Below are 25,757 nucleotides of genomic sequence, written 5' to 3' on the forward strand. Positions count from 1 at the left end.
TTGGTATGAGCAGCAAACAGAAAACCTTCACGCGGATTTTGTGCGGTGGATCGGTGATCGCAATCAGTGCCGTACTTCTGGCGGGCGAGGCGCGGGCGGAAACGCTCTGTGCCGAGGCGCTGGCGCCGCAGCCTGAAGGCTGTGAACGGTCCAATTCCGACGTGGTCGTGACCATGCCGGTGGGCAAGAACACCGAAATGGTGAAGGAAGTGATGGGATCGGATTTCGAAGCTCAGGGCTTTTCGATCTCCATCGACCAAACGCCGGTGGCGGGGGCCATGCCGCCCCCCGATCCGCGCCGTCCGGCCGACATCGTGGCGGACAGGGCGGATGTCGACATTCGTTTCGACGGGCTGACGCCGCGCCGTTTGCTCAATGTCTCGACCGACGATCTTCGGGCGACCTATCGGGCGGGCGAGGCGGTGCGGTTCCGCGCCTCGACCAACTACCCGGCCTATATTGCCCGCGCCGAAGTGCGGGTGATCGACACCACGGGCCGCACCCCGCGCACGGTGGCGACCCTGCCGGTGGCGCCCAATGGCACGGTCAATTGGACCATGCCGGAGGATGCCCCGGAGGAGATGGTCTATGTGGTGCGCGTCTATGACGCCAAGGGGCGCTACGATGAAACCTGGCCGCTGGAGCTGAACCGCAGCGAAGGCCATTTCGACACGCATGAGACCTCCGGCGCGCCATTGACGGCGGCGGGCGAGGGCGAAGATCGCACCCGCCAACGCGCCATTCCCATCGCGGGCGGCATGGTCACCGTTTCGGGCCGCGCCGATGCCGGTCAGCCGGTGCGCGTCATGGGCGAGACGGTTCCGGTAACGCCCTCCGGTGAGTTTCTCGTGAGCCGGATCGTGCCGGCGGGCGATCGCGCGGTGGATGTGGAGTTCAACCGCTTCGGGCAACCGCAACAAATCACCCGCAGGCTCGAAATTCCGGCGAGCGATTGGCACTATGTGGCCATTGCCGATCTGACCTTCGGGCATCGGATCAAGGACACGGAATCCGAGGCCGACCCGGATTACGAACGCAACTACGCCGAGGGGCGTTTGGCCTACTATGCCTCGGGGATCACCCGCAACGGCTGGTCGGTGACCTCGTCTTTGGATACGGGCGAGGGCGATTTGGAAGACATCTTCCGCCGCCTCGACGAAAAGGATCCGCGCTCGGTGATCGAACGCCTGGACCCGGAGGACCTCTATCCGACCTATGGCGACGACTCGACGAGCTATGACGACACACCGACTTCGGGCCGGGTGTATCTGCGGCTGGAGAAAGACGACACGCGCCTGACCTGGGGCGATTTCAAGGCCGATGTGTCTGGTGGCGAGTTGTTGTCCAACACACGTTCGCTTTACGGCGCGGAGCTGCGCAGCGCGACGAGTGCCCGCACGGAAGACGGCGAAGCGCGGGTGCAGGGGGTGCTTTATGGCGCCCAGCCCGACACTCTGCCGCAGCGCGACATCCTGCGCGGTACCGGCGGGTCGGTCTATTTCCTGACCCGTCAGGATTTGAACGGCGGTTCAGAGACGGTGCGCGTTCAGGTGGTGGACCCCGACACAGGGCGGGTAATCTCGACCGAAAGCCTTCAGGCCGGTGTCGATTACGAGATCGACTACATGCAGGGTGTGATCACGCTGACCCAACCTCTGGGCTCGTCGAGTTCCGATGGCGGTCTCGTGGGCTCCGGCACGGGCGCCTATGACGTCAATCTGGTGGTGCAATACGAATACACCCCGACCGTCGAGGATGTGGACGGCTTCTCCTACGGCGGACGTATCGAAGCCTGGGCGACCAACGATTTGCGCCTCGGCTTCACGGCGATGAACGAGACCACGGGCGTGGCCGATCAACGTATGGCGGCGGTGGATGCCTATTACAAATTCGGCAAATCGAGTTTCCTCGAGGTCGAAGTGGCCGGCACTGATGGGCCGGGGTTCAGCCGCAGCCTGTCGTCGGATGGCGGTCTGACCATCACCGAAGATGGCGTCGCGGGCCTTGAGGATGCGATGGCGTATCGCTTCGACAGCCATGTCGATTTTGCCGATCTGGGCCTGTCCACCGGCGGCTATGCCGAACTTTATTATGAGCGCAAAGAGGCCGGGTTCTCGACCCTCAATGAGGACATCACCGAGGATCAGACCCTGATCGGTTTGCGCAGCGAGATCGAGGTCTCCGACCGGCTCAGCTTTGGCGTGCGGATCGAGGATTTCGACCGCGATGGTGGCGACAGCAAGGCCGAGGGCGAGCTGGGCGTGGCCTATGATCTGACGGACGCCTGGACCATCGAGGCGGCGCTTGGCTATCTCGACCAGACCACGATTGGCGATCCGACGGAAACCGGGGATCGCACCGATCTGGCAGCGCGTTTGAGCTATGCGTTCAGCGATGACACCAAGGTCTGGGTCTTGGGGCAGGCGACAGTGGACCGCTCCGGCGGGCTGGACCGCGACGACCGTCTGGGCTTTGGTGCGGCCACGCGTCTGGGTGAAAAGGTCAAAGTCTCGGGCGAGGCCTCCGACGGCACCGCAGGCTTTGCGGCCAACGCGCGTCTGGCCTATTCGCCGACCGCCGACAATGAGCTCTATCTCGGCTACACGCTGGACCCGACGCGGACCAATGGCGGTTATGAGCTTGTCGGCGAAGATCGCGGCAAGGTGGTGATGGGCGGGCGCTATCGCCATTCCCAAACCTTCTCGAGCTTTGCCGAAACCTCGATGGATTTCTTTGGCGAACGTCATGCCATGACAGACGCTTATGGGATCACATATACGCCCAATGCGCGCTGGTCTTTCAGTGGCGCGATGGAAAGCGGCACGGTGCGCGACAAGATCAATGGCGACATCGAGCGCGATGCCTATTCCTTCGGGGTGGCCTATACGGCTGAGGATCGCCTGCGTGCGCGTGGTCGGTTGGAATACCGCACTGAAAGCGGCGATGGCGTGTCGCAGGATGCCGACACCTGGGCCTTTGCGGGCGGGTTCGAATACCATGTCAGCGAAAGCGCGCGGTGGCTCGGCAATGTCGATGCTCTGATCTCCGACAACGATGACGACAGTTTCCGTGACGGGGAATATGTCGAGGCCAGCCTCGGCTACGGCTTCCGCCCGATCGACAACGAGCGTCTGAACGTGCTGTTCAAATACACCTATCTTTACGACCTTCCGGGTGCGGATCAGGTGACGGCGAATGGCGACACCGAGGGGGATGCGCAGAAAAGCCACGTCTTGTCGATTGATGCCGATTACGATCTGAACCAGCACTTCACGCTGGGCGGCAAATACGGCTATCGCCGGTCCGAGGTCGCCCCGCGCGGCACGGAGGACTTTAGCGACTCGACGGCGCATCTCGGGATTATGCGTCTCGACTGGCACGTCGTTCACAATTGGGATGCGATGGCCGAGGGGCGCGTGATGTTTACGGAAGACAGCGAAACCTATGATACGGGCGCTCTGCTCGGGGTGTACCGCCATGTTGGCAACAACGCCAAAGTCGGTGTCGGCTACGAATGGGGTCAGGTGTCCGAGGACATGACCGATCTCGATTACGAAAGCTCCGGGGTCTTTTTGAACCTGATTGCCAAGTTCTGAGACAAATCTGAGACGGACTATAAAAAGAGGGGGCCTAGGCCCCCTCTTCTTTTATGCGGCGTATGTCTGCGGGCTGAAATGCTCCCGCACGCAGGGCGGCAGATGCGGGCTTTCAAGCGGCCAGGCGCCACAATGTTCGCGATAGAGCTCCAGGATGTTGCCGGTGACCTTTTGAAAGACAACCTGTGATGGAACGATCGTACCCGGCTTGCTGAGGCTCGTCGTCAGTGTATGACCAAAGAGATATTTCTCTGATTTCAGACGCGGTAAGGTCAGGATTGCCAGACCCAAATCGGTATCCCCGATATTCAAATCGGACATGCGCAGGATATGGAGACATCCGGAGTTCTGGAACACCAATGAGCCATGCTTGTAGGTTCTGATGCCAGTTCGCGGCTGACCGTTCTGACGCAGGGCCATCAGGGACTTTGCAAAGGTCTTTTGGTTTTCCTGATAGATGCGGATCAAACTGATATGCACATTGTGGTCTGACATCGCAGTCCTGTGATAGAACAAGTAGTCTCCACAATATGTGGCCAAAGTCTGTCTTTCCCGGACATTACGCTCCATCGCCAGTTTGTATGTGGCGTTCATCTGAACTTCGACCGGGGTCGACAGATCCAGCATTTCTGAGGACACACGGTCGAATTTATCCGGGTCCGCAAACAGCATGTCCAGTTCGACATCAAGCGCTTTGGCGATGCGACCGAGCGTGTGCGCGGAGGGAAAGCTGCTGCCGTTCAGGTATTTGTTCAGCTGCTGTCGGTTTATGCCGATGTGATGTGCGCCTTCGGCCAGAGAATTGTATTTGCCCAGTAGAAGTCGGAGATTGCGCGGCAGGTTCTGGGATTTCATTTTTCTCTTTTCCTAACGCGACTTGTGCTGAAAAATTAAACCGGAATGGAGACAATATTGATGTGCTTTAGGTTGTGCAAGGGCGATGGTGCGCCATGGAGTGAACGCGTCTAAAAATGGCAGGTTGCGTCTGGCTTTTACGTGTCTTTGAACTGTTTTTTGTATTGGTGAAGAGCCTTTTGAGGTGCCCCTAAAATTGCAGACGCCTGGCTTTGGATGACAGTGGTCAGGTCTATCATACCGCAAGTTGCACGATGATCTCTGCAATATTGGTGAAGACACTATACACCAATTGACCTCCCAATGCATTGGGCTATCGCCCACCAACGCGGGAAACCGGTGTCCGGGTGGACCGCTACGGCATCCCGGCGCGCGAATTGCTTATGGAATTGGGCAAGCGTGGCATGGTCGGAGGTCAGGAGGGGATGATCGATGATCTCGCACTGACGTGCTTGTGTCCATTGAACAGGGTGGCCGTCAGCTCTCCGTTTCAACCGCATCCGTGGAGCGCCGACGCAGGACCTGTACCACGGCCATCACGATGAGTGCGCCGGCGGCGAGGATAAAGGCCGCGGCGATCGGGCGTTGCAGGAAGACCATCGGATCGCCCCGTCCAATCAGAAGGGCGCGTCGCAGGTTGGTTTCGATGAGAGGTCCCAAAACGAATCCCAGCAACAACAGCGCCGGGTTGAACCGTGCCAGCGACAGCGCGTAGCCGATGACACCGATCAGGGCGACGGCGAAGATGTCAAAGCTCGACCCGCGCACCGAATAGACGCCGAGGCTGACAAAGATCAGGATGGCAGGGTAGAGCCAGCGGAACGGGATGCGCAGCATCGACACCCAGATGCCGATCAGGGGCAGGTTAAGCACCAAGAGCAACAGGTTGCCGATGCCGAAGCTCGCGATCAGGCCCCAGAACATGTCGGGGCGCGCGTCGAGCATCATGGGGCCGGGCTGTACGCCGTGAATGACCAAGGCGCCCAGCATAAGGGCCATGATCGGATCGCCCGGAATGCCAAGCGAGAGCGTGGGGACGAAGGCGCTGATCGCGGCGGCGTTGTTGGCCGCCTCGGGCCCTGCGATGCCTTCGATCGCGCCCTTGCCGAATTGCTCTGAGCGGCGCGAGATGCGGCGTTCGGTGGCATAGGCGAGAAAAGACGAAATTGTCGATCCGGTGCCGGGGAGCGCACCGAAAAAACTGCCGAGACTGGCACCGCGCAGGGCCGGGAAGGGGATACGGCGCAGCTCTGCCCGGCTGGGCAGAAAATCGCGCAATGCGACGCGCGGCGGCACGCCGGTGCGTTCGGCGACACGAATGTTGGAGATCACCTCCGCCACGCCAAACAGGCCCATCGCCAGCGCCACGAGGTTGATGCCATCCATCAGCTCGGTCTGGCCAAAGATAAAACGCTGTTCGCCGGAATTCACATCCGTCCCGACACAGCCGAGGATCAGCCCCAGCACGACCATAGCCATGCTTTTCGCCGGGTGTTTCGCGCCGACCGTCGAGGCGGCGACAAGGCCGAGGATCATCATCGCGGCATATTCGGCCGCTCCAAAGGCAATTGCCGCCTGAGCCAAAGCGCCCGACAGCAGGATCAGCACGAGAATTCCAATCATAGAGCCTGCAAAGCTCGAGATCATCGAGGTGAACAGGGCCACGCCAGCGCGCCCCTGCTGGGCCAGCGGATAGCCGTCGAGCGTGGTGATTGCGGACTGCGGCGTGCCGGGCAGACGCAGAAGGATGGAGGCCACAGCCCCGCCATATTGCGAGCCGTAATAGACGCCAGCGAGCATCACCAGAGCCGCCTCTGGGGACAGGTAATAGGTGATAGGCAACAACAGAGAAATCGTGGCCATCGCTCCGATGCCGGGCAAAACGCCGACGAAGGTGCCCAAAAGCACGCCGAGCACACAATAGATCAACACGCCGGGCTGTGTCGCGACGCTCAGCCCGTGCAGAAATCCGTCCCACCCATTCATCGTCTTACGCCTCTCATCGTCCCGGCCAGAGCGGGACGGTCATTTTCAATCCGAAGGAAAACACCGCGACCGACAGCGCGGTGACCACGAGGGCCAACACGATGCGCCAGCCGATCCGCCGATCCGGGGCCGCGAGCGACGCGATCAGCACACTTGTCAATGACACCAGAACAAGCCCCAAGCGGTCGAGACCGGCGGCGAAGATCAGGATCGCCGCCAGCACGGCGAGGCCTTCTTTCCACGCGATGTGGATTGCCTCACCCTGCCGGGCCAAGGCAGGAAGCGCGACCATCCCCCCCAGAAGCGCCAAGGCTGCGCCAAGCACGGTCGGAAAGAACCCCGGCCCCATCCGGCGCAGGGAGCCAATCTCGTAGTGCGCCAGCGTGTAGAAGACGACGAAGAGGCCGATGGCGGCCAGAAGGACGCCACCAACGAGATCAGGAATGTCGCGCTTCATCGGTTACTCTTTCGCGTCGATCCGGTCGAGCACGGCACCCCAGACCTTGGTGTCTTCTGCGATACGCTGTTGCAACTCTTCGGCGGAGCCGCCGGCCGCTTGCCAGCCCATGTCGAGCAACCGCTTTTGCACAGCCTCATCCGCAAGGATGGCATTGATATGGGTGCTCAGCGTGTCGACAGTCGCCGCTTCCGTTCCGGCGGGCGCGATGAAGGCGTTCCATAGCTCGGCGCGGAAATCATCGGGCAATCCGGCCTGACCGGCCATGACCGGCACGCCGGGGGCCTGTGCGAAAGGTGTCGCGGAGGTGATGCCGAGGATTTTCACCTTGCCCGCCTCGACATATTGCATGGCCGCAGAAGGGGCCATGAAGCCGCAATCGATTTCATGACCAATGATCGCGGTCGTGACTTCGGCATAGGAGGTGAAGGGGATGTGGAGCATCTCCACACCGGCACGGTCAGAGAACAGCTCGGCCGTCAGATGCGCGCCCGAGCCTTTGCCGACGGATCCATAGGCGAGGGCCTCTGGTTCTTTGCCCGCAGCTTGGACAAAATCCGCGAGGTCTTCGGCGGGGAAATCGGCGGCGACGACAAGCACCAGCGGCGAGGTCGCGATCAGGGTCACCGGAACAATATCTTCGGCGACGTCATAGCCAAGGCTCGGCGTCAGGCGCGGCGCCGTGGTGAGCGGTCCGTTGATGGTGGTGGCAAAGGTGTTCTTTTGATCCTGAGCGTTCAGCATCTGCTGAATGCCGATCACGCCACCGGCGCCGGGTTTGTTTTCGATCACGATCGGCTGACCCAGTTTCTCGGCCAGCGGTTCGGTCACGATGCGGGCCAGAAGATCAGGGGAGGAGCCTGCGGGGAAGCCCACATAGACATGCTGAGGCTGGCTCGGCCAGGTGGCGTCCTGTGCCAGAGCGGGTTTGCAAAGCGTCATGGCGGCGGCACCCAAAAGGGCCGCGCGGCGCGAAATGATCATGGTAGAGCCTCCCGGGGTCATATGTGGCGTAACAGCCGTAAATCGCGCGCAAGATTGCGGAAAGCGCGGGATTCGGCAAGGCGTCGTCAGGATTAACTTTCGCGGCAGTGGCGTGCGCTTTTGGCCTCGGATCAGGCGGAGAGCTTTAGAATTTGCTGCACCTCGGCGAGACTGAGCGGCACAGGGTTGGCCTGTGTGGAAGAGGCCGAGAGGGCATGTCGCGCGGTTTCCTCCCAAAGCGGCGGGCCGCAGTGCAGCTCGGCGAGAGAGGCCAGCCCATGCCTGTCAATGAAAGCGCGCAGGGGCAGTCCAAGCCCGTCTTGCACCCACCGTTCGATCTCTTCGCAGCGCGCGGTGGGCTTGCCTGCTTGCGTCAGCGCGGCATGATTGACCGTCAGTGCAGCAGGAAGCAGACGCCCGCAGATCGCGCCATGGGCGCCCCCGCGACTGCCGATGACGGCGGCGAGGCCATGCACAATCCCAAGCCCGGAATTGGCCAGCGCCAGACCGCTCAGATAGCTGGCTTGGGCCAAAGTGTCGCGCGCGGTTTCATCCTCATGTGTCATGAGTGTCTGAAGTGCTGCGGCCGCAGGCCCGATCATGCCGCGGGCGAGGGCATCGGTGACCGGATTGGCGCGGTTCGACAGGTAGCTCTCGATCAACTGTGTCAGCGCATCCAACCCGGTCGACAGGGTCAGGGATTTGGGCAGACCATCGGTCAGGGAAGCATCAACCACCGCAAGGTCCGGCACGAGACGTGGATCGCGCAGGCTGATTTTGAGCCCTTGTTCCGGTACACCGATCACCGCGTTGCGGGTGGCCTCTGCGCCGGTGCCTGCGGTGGTCGGGATCGCCACGAAGGGCAGCGGGGCGTTGAGTTTGGGCGCGGGATTTGACCCGAGACCGAGATGATCCATGACATCGCCCTCGGAGACACATAGCCCCGACACCGCCTTGCCCAGATCAATCACCGCACCGCCGCCAATGGCGACGATACACTCGGCGGCGGACGCACGGGCGCGGGCCACCGCGTCGCGGACCTGATCAACGGTCGGCTCGCCTCGGGCGGTAAGGGATGTGACCTGTGCCCCAAGAGTGTCGAGTTCTTCGATCAGCACATCGGCCCAAGGCACCGAGGCGCTGCGCAAGATGAGGATTTTTTGCCCCTTCTCGCGCACCAAAACTGCGACCTGATCCTTTGCGCCACGTCCGATCAGACAGCGTGCGGGCGCGGTAAAGGCGAGATCCGCGACCGGATTGGACGCGAGGCTGTCGGCGAGACCCGGCATCAGACCAGCATCGTGGCACGAACGGCGCGCGCCCAGCTGTCACATTTCGTCTGACGCGTCGCCTCATCCATGGTCGGCTCAAAGGTGCGCTCCAGCGCCCATGTGGCGGCAAAGCCCTCCATGTCGGGATAGACGCCCGCCCGCTGACCGGCGAGCCAGGCGGCGCCCATGGCCGTGGTCTCAAGGACTTTGGGGCGGTCGACGGGCGCGGAAATGATGTCGGACAGGAATTGCATCGCGAAATCCGAGGCACTCATGCCGCCATCGACGCGCAGTGCCGTGGTGGCGTCGCCCTGCCAATCGGCATGCATGGCCTCTAAGAGGTCGCGGGTTTGATAGCCGACGCTTTCAAGCGCGGCGCGGGCAAATTCCGCTGGGCCTGAGTTGCGTGTCATCCCGAACATCGCGCCGCGGCATTCCGCATTCCAATAGGGCGCGCCAAGCCCCGTGAAGGCGGGCACAAGGATCAGGTCCTGCGTTTTGTCGGCGCTTTCGGCCAAGGGCTGGGTCTCGGAGGCTTCGCGGATGATTTTCAGCCCGTCGCGCAGCCATTGCACCACGGCACCGGCGATAAAGATCGACCCTTCGAGCGCATAGGTCGTCTTGCCGCCGATGCGGTAGGCGATGGTGGTCAAGAGCCGGTTTTGCGACATCACCGGCGTCTCGCCCGTGTTCAAAAGCGCGAAACAGCCTGTGCCATAGGTCGATTTCACCATGCCCGGTTTGAAACAGGCCTGACCGATGGTGGCCGCCTGCTGGTCGCCCGCGATGCCCAAAATCGGGATCGGACGGCCAAAGAGATCGGGGCGGGTTTCGCCGAAATCGGCATCGCAATCGCGCACCTCTGGCAGCATCGCCATCGGAATGTCGAAGCGTTTGCAAATGGTTGTGGACCAATGGCCTTTGCGGATGTCGTAAAGCATGGTGCGCGCGGCGTTGGTGGCGTCGGTGGCGTGGACCTTGCCGCCCGTCAGTTTCCACACCAGCCAGCTGTCAACCGTGCCAAACAATAGCTCGCCCGCCTCGGCGCGGTCTCGCGCGCCTTCCACGTTGTCGAGAATCCATTTGAGTTTCGTCGCCGAGAAATAGGGATCGAGCAACAGCCCGGTCTTTTCCGTGACGACCTCTTCAAAGCCCTCCGCCTTAAGCGTCTTGCACAGCTCGGAGGTGCGGCGGTCCTGCCAGACGATGGCATTGTAGACCGGCTGGCCGGTGGTCTTGTCCCAGACAAGCGTGGTTTCGCGCTGGTTGGTGATGCCGATGGCGGCGATTTGTGACACGTCGGCCGAGGATTTCTCGATCGCCGCACGACAGGTGGCCGCCGTGGTGGACCATAGATCGAAGGCATCATGTTCGACCCAGCCGCTTTTGGGGAAATGCTGTTCGAATTCTTCCTGCGCGGTGGCTGTGACGGACAAATCTCCGTCAAACAGAATGGCGCGGGTCGATGTGGTGCCCTGATCGATGGCAAGAATATAGGTCACATGCATCTCCTTGGTGGTCTCTGCTCGGTCCAAGGCTATGCCACCAGCGCTGGACGGAAAAGAGGGGGGTAAAAGAGGGCGGTGATCCCGCCCTCTTTCTGAACTTACTGCCAGGAGGCGACGAGTTCGTCGTAGGAGACGGTTTGCGGCTCCTCGCGTTCGTTCTCGATGGCCGGTTTCGGCGCGCCTTCCATGGCGAGCCATTCGGCGGCGTCTTTCTCGTCGTTCATGACCGGACCAAGATCGCCTTGGATCCCCGCACGTTCGAGACGCTCCATCACGCGTTCCATGTCAGAGCAAAGGCTGTCGAGTGCATCCTGTGCGGATTTCGCGCCGGACATCGCGTCGCCGATGTTCTGCCACCACAGCTGGGCGAGCTTCGGGTAATCCGGAACGTTGGTGCCGGTGGGCGACCAGCGCACGCGGTCGGGCGAGCGGTAGAACTCGACGAGACCGCCAAGTTTCGGCGCACGATCGGAGAAGCTCTCATGCTGGATGGTGGATTCGCGGGTAAAGGTCAGACCGACATGGGATTTCTTCACGTCGACGGTCTTGGAGCCCACGAATTGTGCGTAGAGCCAAGCGGCTTTGGCGCGATCATCCGGCGTGGATTTCATCAGCGTCCAGGACCCCACGTCCTGATAGCCGACCTTCATGCCGTCTTCCCAGTAGACGCCATGCGGGCTGGGGGCGAGACGCCATTTCGGGGTGCCATCCTCGTTCATCACCGCCGGGCTGTCGACCAGAGGCGCGACGAAGGTGGTGTACATGAACATCTGTTGCGCGATGTTGCCCTGACCCGGAACCGGACCGGCCTCCGAGAAGGTCATGCCCATGGCGGAGGGCGGCGAGTATTTGTTCAGCCAGTCGATGGCTTTCTCCACCGCATAGACCGCCGCCGGAGAGTTCGCCGCGCCGCCGCGTGCCATACAGGCGCCGACAGGTTGCGAGTTCTCGTTCACGCGGATGCCCCATTCATCGACCGGAAGGCCGTTAGGTTCGCCCTTGTCGCCCATCCCGGCCATGGACATCCATGCGTCGGTGTAGCGCCAGCCCAAGGACGGGTCTTTCTTGCCGTAGTCCATCGAGCCATAGACCTCGACGCCGTCGATATTGCGACCGGTGAAGAATTCGGCAATGTCCTCATAGGCCGACCAGTTGACCGGAACACCGAGATCGTAGCCGTATTTCTCTTTGAACTCAGCCATGATTGCGGGATCGGTGAACCAATCGTAGCGGAACCAGTAAAGGTTCGCGAATTGCTGGTCGGGCAGCTGATAGAGTTTGCCATCGGGTGCGGTGGTGAATTGCGTGCCGATGTAGTCGTCGAGATCGAGACCCGGGTTGGTCACATCCGCGCCTTCGTTCGCCATCCAGTCGGTGAGGTTGCGCACCTGTTGATAGCGCCAGTGGGTGCCGATCAGGTCGCTGTCGTTGACATAGGCGTCATAGATGTTTTCGCCCGACTGCATCTGAGTTTGCAGTTTCTCGACCACATCGCCTTCGCCGATCAGGTCGTGGGTGATTTTGATGCCGGTGATGGCCTCGAACGCGGGGGCGAGCACCTGAGATTCATATTCGTGCGTGGTGATGGTCTCGGAGACCACTTTGATCTCCATGCCCGCAAAGGGCTGGGCCGCGTCGATGAACCACTGCATTTCGGCTTCTTGATCGGCGCGGGACAGCGCCGACTGATCGCCGATTTCCGCATCGAGGAAGGCCTTGGCCGCATCCATATCGGCGAAAGCGGGCACCGACAAAAGGCCGAGGCCTAACGCCAGTGCGGTGGTTGTCTTGAGACGATGGTTCATTGGTTTCCTCCCTATGTGAACCTTTGTTTTTAGGTGTCGATCCGTCGCGGGGCCTCCTCAGACCCAGCGAAAGACGATGGCTGCAAAGATCAGGCAAACGGCAAGCGCGAGCGCTTGGTTGGCGCCGACTAGACCGAGCCATGCAAGATTGATGAAGGCCGAGCCCAGAAGGGTGATGAACAAACGATCCCCCCGCGTGGTCTCGATGCCCAAGACGCCAACGCGCGGCGTTTCGGGAAATTTGATCGCCAGAATGGTGAAGATCACCAAAAGCGTTGCAATCGTTCCGAAAAAGGCGGCGGTCGGCCATGTCCATGCCATCCAGTCCATGTCGAATTCCTCCTCTTAGACCCGACCGAGGGCAAAGCCCTTGGCGATGTAATTGCGCACGAAGTAGATCACGAGCGCGCCCGGCACGATGGTGAGCACCCCTGCGGCGGCCAGCACGCCCCAGTCGACGCCTGCCGCACCCACGGTGCGGGTCATTGTGGCGGCGATGGGTTTGGCGTCCACCGAGGTCAGCGTGCGCGAGAGCAGCAGTTCGACCCAAGAAAACATGAAGCAGAAGAACGCAGCCACACCGATGCCCGAGGCGATGAGCGGCATGAAGATCTTTACGAAGAAGCGCCCAAAGCCGTAGCCGTCGATATAGGCGGTCTCGTCGATTTCCTTCGGCACTCCGCGCATGAAGCCTTCGAGGATCCAGACGGCGAGCGGCACGTTAAAGAGACAATGCGCCAGAGCCACGGCGATATGCGTGTCGAACAGCCCGATCGAGGAATAGAGCTGAAAGAAGGGCAGGGCGAAGACGGCCGGCGGCGCCATGCGGTTCGTCAAAAGCCAGAAGAACAGGTGTTTGTCGCCCAGGAAATTGTAGCGCGAAAACGCATAGGCGGCGGGCAGCGCGACAGCGAGCGAGATCACCGTGTTCATCACCACATAGATCATCGAGTTGACGTAGCCCATATACCACGCCTCGTCGGTGAGGATCGTGACGTAGTTCTCGAACGTCAGGTTTTGTGGCCAGAGCGAGAAGCTGCCAAGAATTTCCGTGTTGGTCTTCAGGCTCATGTTCAACAGCCAGTAGATCGGCAACATGAGAAACAGAAGATAGAGCGTCATCACCACGGCGCGGCCCTTCACCTTGGGGAGGCTGCGCGCGCGGGTGGCGGGTGTGAGTGCGGTTGCGTCCGTCATCTTACATGCCCTTTTTGTCGAGGTTGACCATGACGGTGTAGAACACCCATGAAATCAACAGGATCACGAGGAAATACATCAAAGAGAAGGCGGCTGCGGGTCCGAGATCGAACTGGCCGAGAGCCATCTTGACGAGGTCGATGGACAAAAGCGTCGTCGCATTGCCCGGACCACCGCCCGTCACCACGAAGGGCTCGGTGTAGATCATGAAGCTGTCCATAAAGCGCAGCAGGATCGCGATCATCAACACGCCCATCATCTTGGGCAGTTCGATGAAACGGAACACTTTCCAACGGTTCGCTTGGTCAATCCGTGCGGCCTGATAATAGGCGTCGGGGATGGATTTGAGACCGGCAAAGGCCAGAAGTGCCACGAGCGACGTCCAGTGCCAGACATCCATCACGATGATTGTGATCCAGGCGGAGATCGTGTCCTGCGTGTAGTTGTAGTCGATCCCAAGCGCGTCGAGCGTGTAGCCCAGAAGGCCAATGTCAACGCGGCCGAAAATCTGCCAGATCGTGCCGACCACGTTCCAGGGGATCAAAAGCGGCAGCGACATGACCACGAGGCAGAAGGAGGACCAAAAGCCCGATTTCGGCATGTTGAGCGCCACGAAAATACCGAGCGGAATTTCGATGGCGAGGATGATGCCGGAGAACATCAGCTGACGTTGCAGCGCGTTCCACATGCGCTCGTCCGAGAGCATCTCCTGGAACCACTCAAGCCCCGCCCAGAAGAACTGGTTGTTGCCGAAGGTGTCCTGCACGGAATAGTTCACCACCGTCATGAGCGGGATCACGGCGGAGAACGCCACAAGCACCAAGACCGGCAGCACAAGGAACCATGCTTTGTGATTGGTTGTTTTCTGTTGCATCACGCGGCCTCCCCGCCTTGCGGCGCCACACGCCAGTCGTTTGCGTAGACATTCACGCGCGCCGGATCGAAGGTGACGCGGGTCATGTCCGCGCGCACGGGATCGTCCTCGCCTGCGATGATGTTGATGTCTTGGCCAAAGAATTCGGCACGGATGATCTTGTGACGCCCGGCATCCTCGACGCGGCGCACTTTCACGGGCAGGCCTTCGCTTTCGCTCAACCGCGCGAACTCGGGCCGCACGCCGATCTCCACCTTGCCGCTCACCGGCGCATAACCCGCGCCGAGCGCAATTTCCGAGCCGTTGATATAGGCTTTCGTGCCCTCGACCTTGGCGGGGATCACGTTCATGCCCGGCGAGCCGATGAAATAGCCCACAAAGGTATGCGCGGGCCGTTCGAACAACTCCTCAGGCGTGCCGATCTGAACCACGCGTCCGTCATACATCACCACCACCTTATCGGCGAAGGTCAGCGCCTCCGTCTGGTCGTGGGTCACATAGATCATCGTATGGCCGAAGTCGTGGTGCAGCTTTTTGAGCTGGGTTCTGAGTTCCCATTTCATATGCGGGTCGATCACGGTCAGGGGTTCGTCGAACAAAAGCGCATTCACGTCCTTGCGCACCATGCCACGCCCAAGAGAGATCTTTTGCTTGGCATCCGCACCAAGGCCCCGCGCCTTTTTGCGCAGCATGTCTTCCATGCCGATCATACGCGCGATTTCCTGAACGCGCTCGGCCACATAGGTCTCGTCGCGGCCCCGGTTGCGGAGCGGAAAGGCCAGATTGTCGTGCACGGTCATCGTGTCGTAGACCACCGGGAATTGGAACACCTGCGCGATGTTGCGTTCCGCCGTGGGGGCGCGGGTGACGTCTTTGCCGTCGAACAGGATGCGCCCCTGCGAGGGCATCAACAGCCCCGAGATGATATTGAGCAACGTGGACTTGCCACAGCCTGACGAGCCCAAAAGCGCATAGGCCTCGCCGTCTTCCCAGTCGTAATTCAGTTCCTTGAGCGCATAGTCGTCCTGCGACGCAGGCGTCGGATTGTAAGAATGCGCAAGGTTGTCGAGTGTAATTCTAGCCATGATCGCGCCTCCTCACGCTGCCATCGCATAGGCGGCGGGCGCAACCAGCCCCCCGTCTTCGCCGAACACATAGACATGACGCGGATCGAGCCAGACATCGAGCGCGGCGCCAATCTCGAGATCGTGCACGCCGTGGATCAACCCGACCCAACGCGCGCCATGGTGATCGAGGTGGACAAAAGTTTCCGACCCGGTCAGCTCCGTCACATGCAAGTTCGTTGTGAATTTCATTGCGTTTTCAGCGTGCTGCGTGATTTCGAGATGGTTCGGACGGAACCCGGCGGTGTAGCGCCCATCCGCCAGATCGGCGAGCTTGCCGGTCGCCTGCGCGCTTTGTCCCTCACCGAACATCAACCGATCGCCGGTCTTGGAGATTTGCAGGAAATTCATCGGCGGATCGGAGAACACCCGCGCCGTCGTGGCGTCCACCGGCTGGCGATAGACCTCGGGCGTCGGCCCGAATTGCGTCACGCGGCCCTCCCAGAGCGTCGCGGTATTGCCGCCGAGCAAAAGCGCCTCTTCGGGCTCCGTCGTGGCATAGACAAAGATCGAGCCGGAGGCCTCAAAGATCTTCGGAATCTCGACGCGCAACTCCTCGCGCAGTTTGTAATCGAGGTTCGCAAGCGGCTCATCCAGCAGCACAAGGCCCGCGTTTTTCACCAACGCCCGCGCCAGAGCACAGCGTTGTTGTTGCCCGCCTGACAGTTCCAGAGGTTTGCGGTCCAGCATCGGCGTCAGCTTCATCAGCTCCGCCGTTTCCCGCACACGCGCGTCGATCTCCGCCTTGTCCACGCCCATCAGCTTCATCGGCGAGGCGATGTTGTCGTAAACGCTCATCGAGGGGTAGTTGATGAATTGCTGATACACCATCGCAACCTTGCGATCCTGCACCCGCATGCCGGTGACGTCTTGGCCGTCCCAGAAAATTTTCCCGGCGCTCGGTTGATCGAGCCCGGCCATCAGACGCATCAGCGAGGTCTTCCCCGAGAGGGTCGGCCCCAGCAGAACGTTCATCGTTCCTTTTTCGAGCGTCAGATCGGTCGCGGCAATATGCATTTGCCCCTCGACGATCTTCGATACGCCCTTCAGTTCCAGCGTCATTAGGTCCTCCTCCCCGCGCCTTATTGTCTTTGGCCTTTGGCTCTATTCAGCTGCGGCACGCCCCGCACGGTGGGTCTTCATCCAGTCATCCAGATCATGGATCTGCGTTTCATCCAGACGCAGCCCAAGTTTCGAGCGGCGCCAAACAATATCCTCGGCCGTGCGCGCATATTCGCGCTCCATCAGCCATGTCACTTCGGTCTCGGTCAGGGTCGCGCCGAAATCACGTCCGAGCGCTTCGGCATTCTCTGCGTCTCCCAGCATGTCACGCGCTTCGGTGCCGTAGGCGCGCACCAGACGTCGCGCCCAGAACGGCGTCAGAAACCCGAATTGCGCACGAAGTTCGGAGACGAGCCGGTCAAACCCGTCGACCGGGAAATCCCCGCCTGCGAGCGGCACACCTGCCGTCCAGCGTCCTTTTGCATTCGGCCCCTTTGCGTTCGGCAGGTGTTCCGAGATTTTCTCAAGCGCGCTTTCCGCCAGCCGCCGATAGGTCGTGATTTTCCCCCCGAAGATGTTGAGCACCGGCGCACCGCCCTCTGCATCGACCTTGAGCGTATAGTCCCGCGTTGCCGCTGTCGCCGATGACGCTCCGTCATCGTAGAGCGGGCGGACGCCGGAATAGCTCCAGACCACATCCTCGGCGCTGATCGGCGCTTTGAAATATTTGTTGGCAAAGGCGATCAGATAGTCGCGCTCTTCTTCGGTACAGGTAGGTTTGAGTGACGGATCGCTGTGCTCGGCGTCCGTGGTGCCGATCAGGGTGAAATCCGTCTCATAGGGAATGGCGAAAATGATCCGCCCGTCGGTGCCCTGAAAGAAATAGCATTTGTCGTGATCGTAGAGCTTGCGGGTCACGATATGGCTGCCGCGCACAAGTCGCACGCCCTCTTTCGACGGCAGGTCGATTTTGTCGTGAATCACGTCGCCGACCCAAGGCCCGCCCGCATTCACCAGCATTTTGGCGTAATGGGTGGCGGTGCGGCCATGTTCCATATCTTTCGTTTCGACACGCCAGAGATCGCCTTCGCGCGTCGCACGGGTCACTTTGGTGCGGGTCAGAATCGCCGCGCCGCGTGCCGCTGCGTCGCGGGCATTGAGGATCACAAGGCGGGAATCCTCGACCCAGCAATCGGAATATTCATAGGCTTTGGCAAAGCGTTCCTGCAGCGGCGCGCCCTCGGGCGTTCCCGTCAGGCCGATGGTTTCCGTGCCCGGCAGGATTTTGCGCCCGCCCAGATGATCATAGAGAAACAGGCCAAGCCGGATCAGCCATGCCGGACGACGCCCCTTCATCCAAGGCATCACGACAGACAAAAGTTTCGAGGTCGGCGTTTCGGATTCGAAGCGCATATCCTTATGATAAGGAAGGACAAAACGCATTGGCCAACTGATGTGCGGCATGGCCCGCAGGAGAATTTCGCGCTCGATCAAAGCCTCACGGACCAGTCGAAACTCGAAATATTCGAGATAGCGTAGCCCACCGTGGAAGAGTTTTGTGGAGGAAGACGAGGTCGCAGAGGCCAGATCACTCATCTCCGCGAGCGTCACGGAAAATCCCCGTCCCGCCGCGTCGCGCGCAATGCCACAGCCATTGATGCCGCCGCCGATCACAAAGAGATCGACGGGATGTGTGCTGTCATTCCCCTGCACAGGCTTTCCTCCCAAGTTCTGGCGCTAACGTTGGGTCGAAAAGGTCAAAAACGCAAGGTATTTGTTTTCGTTTTTGTTCGATTGAGGAAAATCAACGGGTTAGGATAGATATTTCTGCAACTGCGAAGAAAAGATAAGAGAATCTACGCGGGTGCGGCAATGAATTGACTGGATTCGCATCGGGTTTTCGCGTCTTTTTCCCATGACGCCACAGAAACGAAGCAAAGCGAACATCTATGTCCAACAACTTTCGTCACCCCGAGATTCTCGAAATGACACGTAAAGAGGGGAAGGTCACGGTCGAGCGGCTGGCAGAGCATTTTGGTGTCACGCTTCAAACCATTCGCCGCGACCTGTCGGAATTGGCGGAACTGGGGCGTGTCGAGCGGGTGCATGGCGGGGCGGTGCTGGCGTCCGGCACAATCAATATCGGGTACGAAGATCGGCGGCAGTTGAACGCGGAGGCCAAAATCGCGATCGCGCGGGCCTGTGCGTCGCGGATTCCCAACGGGATTTCGTTGTTTCTCAACATTGGGACGAGCACGGAAGCCGTCGCGCAGGAGTTGTTGCAGCACAGGGATTTGATGGTCGTCACCAACAATATGAATGTCGCCAACATTCTGGCCGGGAACAGCAATTGCGAAGTCATTGTGACCGGCGGGCATTTGCGGCGGTCCGATGGTGGCTTGGTCGGCAATCTGGCCGCAGAGACCATCCGCCAATTCAAATTCGATCTGGCGGTCATCGGCTGTTCCGCGCTCGACCGCGATGGCGATCTTTTGGATTTCGACATTCAGGAGGTCAGTGTGAGCCAGACGATCCTGCGGCAATCGCGCAAGGTTTTTCTCGTCGCGGATCACACCAAATTCTCCAGAAGCGCCCCCGCAAGGATCGCATCGCTGTCCGACATCGACGTGTATTTCACCGATCACGCCGTTCCGGCCGAACTGTCCCAAGCCTGCAAAAGCTGGAACACCGAGGTGGTTGCGGGCGGTTAGCGTCGGTCTTAGCATTGCGGCCCCGCGCATCGCACGGGGCCGTCAGGGTGTTCAGGGGCGGCTCAAGCAACGTTCTGAGCGCCGCTCAATCGCGTACATCACACCGGGGCCTGGACGAGAATCTTGACCTGAGATTTTTCCGCCACGAGGGCCTCGAACCCCTGATCGACGATCTCGTCGATGGAGATGCGCTTGGTCACCAGCTTGTCGGCGCTGAAATAGCCCTGGGTCATAAGCTCCATCACCGCTGGATAGATGTTGCGATAGGCGATGGTGCCCAGAAGCTGACGCTCCTTCAGCACGGCGGTGTTGGGCTGGAACGCGGCATCGCCCTCCCAGATCGATACGATCAAGGTCTGGCCTTCGTGCCGCGTGCTGTCGATGCATTGCGGCAGCACGCGCGGCACCCCGGTCACTTCGAAGGCCACGTTGACGCCGCCGGTGGCCGTGCGGATCGTCTCCACCGGATCGGTCGACATCGGGTCGATGGCGCTGGTCGCGCCCAATTCCAATGCCTTTTCGCGGCGCTCGGGCGAGGGTTCGACCACATGGATCTGGGCCGCACCGGCAACGCGCAGCGCCTCGACGACCAAGAGACCGATCGGGCCAGCCCCAAAGACCGCAGCCGTGTCGCCAGCCTTGATCTTGGACATGCGCACCGCGTGGAGCGCGACGGCCGCCGGTTCGACCAGCGCGCCTTGCTCCATCGACAGGGCATCCGGCATTTTGTGCACCATGCCTGCGGGCACGACCGAGAAGGCGGCAAAGCCACCATGGCCGCCCGAAAGGCCGACAAAGCCAAGGCTGTCACAAAGATTGTATTTGCCCTCATGACAGGCGGGGCAGGTGCCGCAGGCAAAGATCGGTTCGATGGCAACCCGGTCGCCAACCGCAAGCCCGGTCACACCCGCGCCCAATTCGGTGATCTCGCCACAGTATTCGTGGCCCATGGTGATCGGCGCCTTGTCATGGCTGAGCGGGTGCTCTTCGTCCACGGGGACGAAAATCGGCCCGGCGAGATATTCGTGCAGGTCGCTGCCGCAAATTCCGGTCCAGGCCACCTTGATCTTGACCTCGCCCGCTGCCGGGGAGGGTTCGGGGATGTCTTCGACGCGGATATCTTTGACGCCATGCCAGCGTGCTGCTTTCATTGTGGTTCTCCTTAGGTTCGTAAAGTCTGCGCCCGGGCCGGGAAGAAAGCCCGGGCGCGCGATGCGCATCACGACAGGTGATGCACCTCCTGAAGGCCGTAAACGGGGGTCTCGATCCCCTCCAGACGGGCTTTCAATTGCAGGGCGAGGTAGAGCGAATAGTGGCGCGATTGGTGCAGGTTGCCGCCCATGAACCAAAGGTGTTCCTGTTGGGTCGGTTTCCACATGTTGCGCTGTTCGCCTTCCCACGGACCGGGGTCCTTGGTAGTGTCAGAACCGAGGCCCCAGACCTTGCCGATCTTATCCGCGACCTCCGGGCTGATCAGATCCGCGGCCCAGCCGTTCATCGACCCGAACCCGGTGGCCAACACCACCAGATCGGCGGGCAAGCGGGTGCCATCGGTCAAAACGACCGCGTCTTCCTCGAAATGATCGACGCCGCCTTTGGCGAGTTTGACCTCTCCGTCGATGATCAACTGGCTGGCGCCCACGTCGATGTAATAGCCGGAGCCGCGTCGCAGGTATTTCATGAACAGGCCCGACCCGTCATCGCCCCAGTCGAGATCGAAGCCGGCGTTTTCCAGACCCTTGTAGAACTCCGCGTCGCGTTCGCGCATCTGGTCGTAGAGCGGGATCTGGAATTCATGCATGATCTTGTAGGGCAGGGAGGCAAAAATCATGTCGGCCTTTTCGGTTGTCACCCCGTTGGCGATCGCCTCTTCGGAATAAAGCGCACCGAGGCCGATCTCCATCAGACTGTCTGAGCGCACGATATGGGTCGAGGAGCGTTGGACCATCGTCACATCGGCATCGCCCTCCCAGAGCGCGGCACAGATGTCATGCGCGGAGTTGTTCGAACCGATGACGACGACCTTTTTGCCGGCCCAGGCATCGGGTCCCTCATGCTGCGAGGAATGCTGGATCGTCCCCTTGAAGCGCTCCATGCCGGGAAATTGCGGCATGTTCGGTTTGCCCGACATGCCCGTGGCAAGCACAAGCTGGGTGGGGCGCAGCGTGACCTCTTCGCCGTCGCGGTTGACCTTGACCTCCCAAGTGCCTGAGGCCTCGTCATAGTTCGCTTTCTGGACTTCAGAGCGGGACCAGTAATTGATCTCCATGACCTTGGTGTACATCTCCAGCCAGTCGCCAACCTTGTCCTTGGGTGTGAACACCGGCCAGTTGTCGGGGAACTTGATGTAGGGCAGGTGGTCGTACCAGATCGGATCGTGCAGGCAGAGCGACTTGTAGCGCGAGCGCCATTGGTCGCCGGGGCGGTCATGTTTGTCCAGCACGATGGCCGGGACGCCCAATTGACGCAGCCGTGCACCAAGCGCGATGCCGCCCTGACCGCCGCCGATGATGACGACATAGGGCTGGGTGCCATAGCCCAGATCGGCCTCCTCCGCCTCGCGGCGTTCTTTCCATGAGCTGCGGTTCTTTTGGGCGCCATGCTCCGCGCCCATCGGGCGGCGTTTGCCCCGGTTTTCCTCGAACCCCTTGAGCTCTTGCAAGGCGGTCAGCAACGTCCAGATCCGACCGTCGCGCATCCGCATCAACCCCCAACCACGCCCGGTCGCGGTTTCGAATGTGAGCCAGGCCGTGATGACGCCGTCCTCCTCGGCGGGCATCTCGCCTGACTGAATCTCGAACTTGCCCGGGCGGGTGTGGTCAAGCTGGCTGCGCAGCATATCCGCCACGCCCTCGGGGCCTTCGACCGTCTTCAGGTTCCAGCTGACCGCAACGAGATCGCGCCAATAGCTGTCGGTCGCGAACAGCCCCGCGGCGCGGTCGATATCGCCGCCCTCCAATGCGGCGTTCAGGCTGTCCAGAAGCTCCTGAGTTTGGGTGGTGGTTGAACTGTCGAGCATCGCAACTCCTCCTCTGTGCGTGTGTTCAGAAGGAGTATGGGGTGCGAAAATTGCGGCGATCTACGTGCGCGATGGCCATGGGTGACAGAAAAGCAATCGTTGCAGCGCAGCATGTTGCGCGCGCAACGCCCGCGCAACATCTCACTCGGGCGGGCGCAACCCGGCGGCCCGCATCCGGCGCAGGATGGTCGAGCGGTTGACCCCGAAACGGCGCGCAGCGCGGGCCATGTTCCAGTCGCAGGCGACCAGAACCTGCTCCAGCGAGTCCCATGGGTTTGTCGAGGCGGGCGACCCGTCGACAGGGGCGGCCACGACCGGATGGGGCAGATCGGGCAGGTCGATCACCGTGCCGACGCAGAGCGCGGCGGCGGTGTCGAGCACCTGTTCAAGCTCACGGATGTTGCCAGGCCAAGTGCGTCCCATCAATTCGGCCCGCGCCGAGGGCGACAGGCGGATCGTTTCGGCGGTGTGGCGCCGCAGATGGCGCGACATCAGCCAGTCGAGATCGCGCCGCATCCGGAGCGGGGGCACGGTGAGATTGCAGCCCGCCAAACGGTGAAACAGCGTGCGGGGCAAGGCAATGCGGGCCGGATCGAGACAGCTTGTCGAAAGTGTGCGCAAATCGGGCCTGCGGTCGAGCAATCCGCTCAGGGCGATGGCGGTCTCTTCGCTCAACTCCTCGATCCGGCGCAGCAAAAGCGTCGTCAGGCTCACCGAGTCGAGACAGAGATCGGCGATGTCCTCGGGACGCAGTGTGGCGCATTCGAGGCTCATGAACCCTTGCGCTTTGCTCATCATATGGATCGCGCGGGCGAGTTTGGTTTTTCCGGTGCCGGTCTCGCCGGTGATCAAAAGCGGAACTGTGGAGGGGGCCAGCCGTTCGGCCTGTTCCAAAAGACGGGCCATATTCGGGTCGCCGCCGGTCAGCCCGGCCAGCGCACCACCGAGTGTTCCACTCAGGGCGCCTTTTTGTGACCCGGCCAATGTCCCAGTCTGGCGTGCCCCGTGGCGGGTCTGATGCGGGGCCTTGGGCGCGATGGCATGGCCGAACAGCGCTCCGCCGTCACGCATCTCGATCACCCGCTCTTCGGTGGGGCGGTCGCGCATCAGATCCGGCAGATCATCGACGCTTACGCTCAGAACCTCGTCGATCCGACGTCCGAGAATTTGCCCCGTTTCGGGGAACAACCGCCGCGCCGCGCGGGTATAGCCCAGCACCCGCCCCGAGCCGTCCAGCCGCACGGCGGCCTCAGGATCGACATCCAGGAATTCCGGGCTGGACGACAGGCGCAACACCCAGTCACGCGGGCTTTCGGCCATCAGATTGGCCATTTCGACGCGGCGCGCGGCGGAGGTGACGAGGCTCATCGCCAGATTTTGGCTGCTTTTGGGGGTGGGGGAGCGCAGAAGTGAAATGTCGAGCACGGCGGCCAATTGTCCGAGACTGTCAAAGATCGGCGCGGCCGTGCAGGACAGCGCCACATGGGCATTGCCGAAATGGTCGTCCTGATGCACGGTCACCGGTTCTTGCGTGACGATACAGGCGCCAACGCCGCAGGTTCCGGCGAGATCTTCGGACCAGTTGGAACCGAGATAAAGCCCGGCGCTGCGCAGGTCCTCGGTGAACAGGTCGTCGCCGAAGTAATCGACGCAGACACCCTCGGCATTTGTCAGCAGCAGCACGTAGTTTTGGCCGGCGACCTGACGAAACAGAGATTGCAGCCCAGAGCGTGCCGCCGCGATCATCCATTCGGCCTGTTTGCGGTGATCGCGCAACTCGGTCTCTGTGACGATATGCGCCGGATCGGTGCGCATCGGGTCCATGCCATAGACCTCGACACAGCGCCGCCAGGAGGCCGAGACAATACTGTCCCGCCCGGTCTGGCCGCCCTCGAGCACCTGCCCGATCTCTTCGACATGGCGTGCGTGTTTCATGGCTTTTATCATGACGCGCCTTGCGTGGCGCGTCGCCTCCCGGCGGGAGTGTAGCACAGGATGCGCGCAAACCCAGAGGGGACAATGGTCGAAGATCCCGTGCGCAGCGGGCTGGATTGCACCAGCGTCTCTCTCAGCGATTGGGCCAAACCTTTGCCTGAAACTCCCGTGGCAGAGATTTGTTTGAAAAGGCACAGGGGATGTGACGCGCTCCGGCAAACGTGATGTTGGCTTGCATCTTGACGCTTTTTTCCGCCATATGCGCAATAAATCTGCAATCCGGCGCCGTTTTCCGCAGCTAAATGCTTTTCCGCAGGTCTTCACGAGGGCCTTCGAACTGCATCAAGTGACGCCAGACGGGCGCGTCGGAGTGGGTCTTGCAACGGGCGCTGGCGGGCGCTCTTCTTTTACTTGTCTGGGAGGACATCTATGACATCCTTTATCAAAGCGGCAGCATTCGCTGCGGCAACTCTTACTGCGCTTCCGGCCATGGCGGATATTGATCCCGTCACCCTGCGTCTGGCGCATGTGGTCAACGAACAGGACGCCTATCACACCGCCGCCGTGAAGTTTCAGGAACTGGTCTCCGAGCGCTCCGATGGCGCGATCACCGTCGAGATTTTCCCGAACGCCACGCTGGGCGACGAGCGCACTTTGCTCGAAGGCATGCAAATCGGCACGGTTGACATGGGCGTGATCACCAACGGTCCTGTCGCGAACTTCCTCGAAGATATCGCCGTTTTCGAACTGCCGTTCCTCTTCCCCTCTCCCGAAGCGGCCTACAGCGTCCTTGATGGGGAAATCGGCCAGGAGCTTTTGGGTCGCCTCGAAGAGGTCAACCTCAAAGGTCTCGCCTATGCCGAGCGCGGGTTCCGCAACCTGACCAATTCGAAGCGCCCGGTGAACACGCCTGCCGATCTCGACGGGCTGCGCATCCGCGTGATGGAAAACCCGGTCTATATCGACAGCTTCCGTGAGCTGGGGGCCGACGCGATCCCGATGGCCTGGACCGAGGCCCTGACCGGCATGCAGCAAAACACCATCGACGGCCAGGAAAACCCGGTCGGTGTGGTCTATTCCTTCAAGCTGAACGAAACCCAGACCAACATGACCATGACGCGCCACACCTACGCGCCGGCGCTCTTTGTGATGGGCATGCCGAAATGGAACCAGCTCTCTGAAGAGACGCAGGACATCATCGCAGCCGCGGCACAAGAGGCGGCGGAATACGAGCGCGCGCTCAACGCCGAGCTTGAAGAAGAGCAACTGGCCGCCCTCAAAGACGCGGGCATGAATGTGGTCGAAGATGCGGACCTCGCAGCCTTCTCCGCCGCTGTGCAGCCGGTCTATGACAAATACGGCGAGAAATTCGGCGACTATCTGCCGCGCATCCAAGAGGCGCTGAAGTAAGATGCTCAAAGGGCTGGCGTGGC

General features: G+C 61.0%; 20 protein-coding genes. 4 read left to right on the forward strand and 16 right to left on the reverse strand.

Going from position 1 to position 25,757, the window contains the following annotated elements:
* Positions 1-5: 5 nt before the first annotated feature.
* Positions 6-3,596, forward strand: coding sequence for a porin family protein (locus LC094_RS15435; RefSeq protein ID WP_226553692.1), 3,591 nt, complete (start codon positions 6-8; stop codon positions 3,594-3,596).
* Positions 3,597-3,647: 51 nt separating this feature from the next.
* On the opposite strand, the gene LC094_RS15440 is transcribed toward LC094_RS15435, so the two are convergent.
* Positions 3,648-4,451: a helix-turn-helix domain-containing protein gene (locus tag LC094_RS15440; RefSeq protein WP_226553693.1), complete on the reverse strand. Its 804-nt coding sequence runs from the start codon at positions 4,449-4,451 to the stop codon at positions 3,648-3,650.
* 347 nt (positions 4,452-4,798) lie between these two features.
* Here LC094_RS15440 and LC094_RS15445 point away from each other — a divergent pair, with 347 nt between their 5' ends.
* Positions 4,799-4,996: a hypothetical protein gene (locus LC094_RS15445; protein WP_226553694.1), complete on the forward strand. Its 198-nt coding sequence runs from the start codon at positions 4,799-4,801 to the stop codon at positions 4,994-4,996.
* Here LC094_RS15445 and LC094_RS15450 read toward each other — a convergent pair.
* The 12 genes from LC094_RS15450 to glpD form a co-directional block, all read right to left on the reverse strand.
* Entirely contained in the window at positions 4,929-6,437 is a 1,509-nt protein-coding gene (locus tag LC094_RS15450) for a tripartite tricarboxylate transporter permease (RefSeq protein ID WP_226553695.1), read from the reverse strand. The two genes, LC094_RS15445 and LC094_RS15450, sit on opposite strands and share 68 nt — an antisense overlap.
* Before the next feature lie 13 nt (positions 6,438-6,450).
* The gene (locus tag LC094_RS15455; RefSeq protein ID WP_226553696.1) at positions 6,451-6,894 is read right to left on the reverse strand and encodes a tripartite tricarboxylate transporter TctB family protein; all 444 of its coding nucleotides are present in this window, start codon (positions 6,892-6,894) and stop codon (positions 6,451-6,453) included.
* Between the two features lie 3 nt (positions 6,895-6,897).
* Positions 6,898-7,878 carry a Bug family tripartite tricarboxylate transporter substrate binding protein gene (locus tag LC094_RS15460; RefSeq protein ID WP_226553697.1) on the reverse strand — a complete coding sequence of 327 codons (981 nt, stop codon included), beginning with the start codon at positions 7,876-7,878 and terminating at the stop codon, positions 6,898-6,900.
* Between the two features lie 131 nt (positions 7,879-8,009).
* On the reverse strand, positions 8,010-9,167 hold the full coding sequence (locus LC094_RS15465) for an iron-containing alcohol dehydrogenase (RefSeq protein WP_226553698.1): 1,158 nt from the start codon (positions 9,165-9,167) through the stop codon (positions 8,010-8,012).
* Complete coding sequence (glpK, locus tag LC094_RS15470) at positions 9,167-10,651, reverse strand: glycerol kinase GlpK (protein ID WP_226553699.1); 1,485 nt, start codon at positions 10,649-10,651, stop codon at positions 9,167-9,169. The genes LC094_RS15465 and glpK overlap by 1 nt, the downstream gene beginning before the upstream one ends.
* Positions 10,652-10,755: 104 nt before the next feature.
* Positions 10,756-12,462, reverse strand: a complete 1,707-nt coding sequence (locus tag LC094_RS15475; protein ID WP_226553700.1) for an ABC transporter substrate-binding protein — start codon at positions 12,460-12,462, stop codon at positions 10,756-10,758.
* Positions 12,463-12,519: 57 nt separating this feature from the next.
* A complete protein-coding gene (locus LC094_RS15480; protein WP_226553701.1) occupies positions 12,520-12,792 on the reverse strand; it encodes a DUF2160 domain-containing protein in 273 nt (90 codons plus the stop codon).
* 15 nt (positions 12,793-12,807) lie between these two features.
* Positions 12,808-13,659, reverse strand: coding sequence for a carbohydrate ABC transporter permease (locus tag LC094_RS15485; RefSeq protein WP_066708846.1), 852 nt, complete (start codon positions 13,657-13,659; stop codon positions 12,808-12,810).
* A 1-nt stretch (position 13,660) separates the two neighbouring features.
* A complete protein-coding gene (locus tag LC094_RS15490; protein WP_207020869.1) occupies positions 13,661-14,533 on the reverse strand; it encodes a carbohydrate ABC transporter permease in 873 nt (290 codons plus the stop codon).
* A complete protein-coding gene (locus LC094_RS15495) occupies positions 14,533-15,618 on the reverse strand; it encodes an ABC transporter ATP-binding protein (protein WP_226553702.1) in 1,086 nt (361 codons plus the stop codon). Before LC094_RS15495 ends, LC094_RS15490 begins: the two co-directional genes overlap by 1 nt.
* Positions 15,619-15,630: 12 nt before the next feature.
* Positions 15,631-16,719, reverse strand: coding sequence for an ABC transporter ATP-binding protein (locus LC094_RS15500; protein WP_226553703.1), 1,089 nt, complete (start codon positions 16,717-16,719; stop codon positions 15,631-15,633).
* 42 nt (positions 16,720-16,761) lie between these two features.
* On the reverse strand, positions 16,762-18,372 hold the full coding sequence (gene glpD / locus LC094_RS15505; RefSeq protein ID WP_226553704.1) for a glycerol-3-phosphate dehydrogenase: 1,611 nt from the start codon (positions 18,370-18,372) through the stop codon (positions 16,762-16,764).
* Between the two features lie 236 nt (positions 18,373-18,608).
* Between glpD and LC094_RS15510 the strand changes: the two genes are divergently transcribed.
* Positions 18,609-19,370, forward strand: coding sequence for a DeoR/GlpR family DNA-binding transcription regulator (locus tag LC094_RS15510; RefSeq protein WP_226553705.1), 762 nt, complete (start codon positions 18,609-18,611; stop codon positions 19,368-19,370).
* A gap of 98 nt (positions 19,371-19,468) precedes the next feature.
* Here the strand turns inward: LC094_RS15510 and LC094_RS15515 are convergent, their stop codons facing one another.
* The 3 genes from LC094_RS15515 to LC094_RS15525 form a co-directional block, all read right to left on the reverse strand.
* The gene (locus LC094_RS15515) at positions 19,469-20,521 is read right to left on the reverse strand and encodes a 2,3-butanediol dehydrogenase (RefSeq protein WP_226553706.1); all 1,053 of its coding nucleotides are present in this window, start codon (positions 20,519-20,521) and stop codon (positions 19,469-19,471) included.
* Positions 20,522-20,589: 68 nt separating this feature from the next.
* On the reverse strand, positions 20,590-22,389 hold the full coding sequence (locus LC094_RS15520) for an NAD(P)/FAD-dependent oxidoreductase (RefSeq protein ID WP_226553707.1): 1,800 nt from the start codon (positions 22,387-22,389) through the stop codon (positions 20,590-20,592).
* A 141-nt stretch (positions 22,390-22,530) separates the two neighbouring features.
* A complete protein-coding gene (locus LC094_RS15525; protein ID WP_226553708.1) occupies positions 22,531-24,324 on the reverse strand; it encodes a sigma-54-dependent Fis family transcriptional regulator in 1,794 nt (597 codons plus the stop codon).
* Positions 24,325-24,753: 429 nt separating this feature from the next.
* Here LC094_RS15525 and LC094_RS15530 point away from each other — a divergent pair, with 429 nt between their 5' ends.
* Positions 24,754-25,734: a TRAP transporter substrate-binding protein gene (locus LC094_RS15530; RefSeq protein WP_226553709.1), complete on the forward strand. Its 981-nt coding sequence runs from the start codon at positions 24,754-24,756 to the stop codon at positions 25,732-25,734.
* Positions 25,735-25,757 lie beyond the last annotated feature (23 nt).

The sequence above is a fragment of the Celeribacter naphthalenivorans genome, assembly GCF_020524585.1.
Classification (GTDB): domain Bacteria; phylum Pseudomonadota; class Alphaproteobacteria; order Rhodobacterales; family Rhodobacteraceae; genus Celeribacter; species Celeribacter naphthalenivorans.

Excerpts from the sequence above, each read along its gene's own strand:
- LC094_RS15455 (WP_226553696.1), bottom strand. The coding sequence starts at position 6,894 with ATGAAGCGCGACATTCCTGATCTCGTTGGTGGCGTCCTTCTGGCCGCC.
- LC094_RS15510 (WP_226553705.1), top strand. The coding sequence starts at position 18,609 with ATGTCCAACAACTTTCGTCACCCCGAGATTCTCGAAATGACACGTAAA.
- LC094_RS15495 (WP_226553702.1), bottom strand. The coding sequence starts at position 15,618 with ATGGCTAGAATTACACTCGACAACCTTGCGCATTCTTACAATCCGACG.
- LC094_RS15435 (WP_226553692.1), top strand. The coding sequence starts at position 6 with ATGAGCAGCAAACAGAAAACCTTCACGCGGATTTTGTGCGGTGGATCG.
- LC094_RS15490 (WP_207020869.1), bottom strand. The coding sequence starts at position 14,533 with ATGCAACAGAAAACAACCAATCACAAAGCATGGTTCCTTGTGCTGCCG.
- LC094_RS15475 (WP_226553700.1), bottom strand. The coding sequence starts at position 12,462 with ATGAACCATCGTCTCAAGACAACCACCGCACTGGCGTTAGGCCTCGGC.
- LC094_RS15520 (WP_226553707.1), bottom strand. The coding sequence starts at position 22,389 with ATGCTCGACAGTTCAACCACCACCCAAACTCAGGAGCTTCTGGACAGC.
- LC094_RS15480 (WP_226553701.1), bottom strand. The coding sequence starts at position 12,792 with ATGGACTGGATGGCATGGACATGGCCGACCGCCGCCTTTTTCGGAACG.
- LC094_RS15500 (WP_226553703.1), bottom strand. The coding sequence starts at position 16,719 with ATGACGCTGGAACTGAAGGGCGTATCGAAGATCGTCGAGGGGCAAATG.
- LC094_RS15515 (WP_226553706.1), bottom strand. The coding sequence starts at position 20,521 with ATGAAAGCAGCACGCTGGCATGGCGTCAAAGATATCCGCGTCGAAGAC.
- LC094_RS15525 (WP_226553708.1), bottom strand. The coding sequence starts at position 24,324 with ATGAAACACGCACGCCATGTCGAAGAGATCGGGCAGGTGCTCGAGGGC.
- LC094_RS15440 (WP_226553693.1), bottom strand. The coding sequence starts at position 4,451 with ATGAAATCCCAGAACCTGCCGCGCAATCTCCGACTTCTACTGGGCAAA.
- LC094_RS15485 (WP_066708846.1), bottom strand. The coding sequence starts at position 13,659 with ATGACGGACGCAACCGCACTCACACCCGCCACCCGCGCGCGCAGCCTC.
- LC094_RS15530 (WP_226553709.1), top strand. The coding sequence starts at position 24,754 with ATGACATCCTTTATCAAAGCGGCAGCATTCGCTGCGGCAACTCTTACT.
- LC094_RS15465 (WP_226553698.1), bottom strand. The coding sequence starts at position 9,167 with ATGCCGGGTCTCGCCGACAGCCTCGCGTCCAATCCGGTCGCGGATCTC.
- LC094_RS15450 (WP_226553695.1), bottom strand. The coding sequence starts at position 6,437 with ATGAATGGGTGGGACGGATTTCTGCACGGGCTGAGCGTCGCGACACAG.
- LC094_RS15460 (WP_226553697.1), bottom strand. The coding sequence starts at position 7,878 with ATGATCATTTCGCGCCGCGCGGCCCTTTTGGGTGCCGCCGCCATGACG.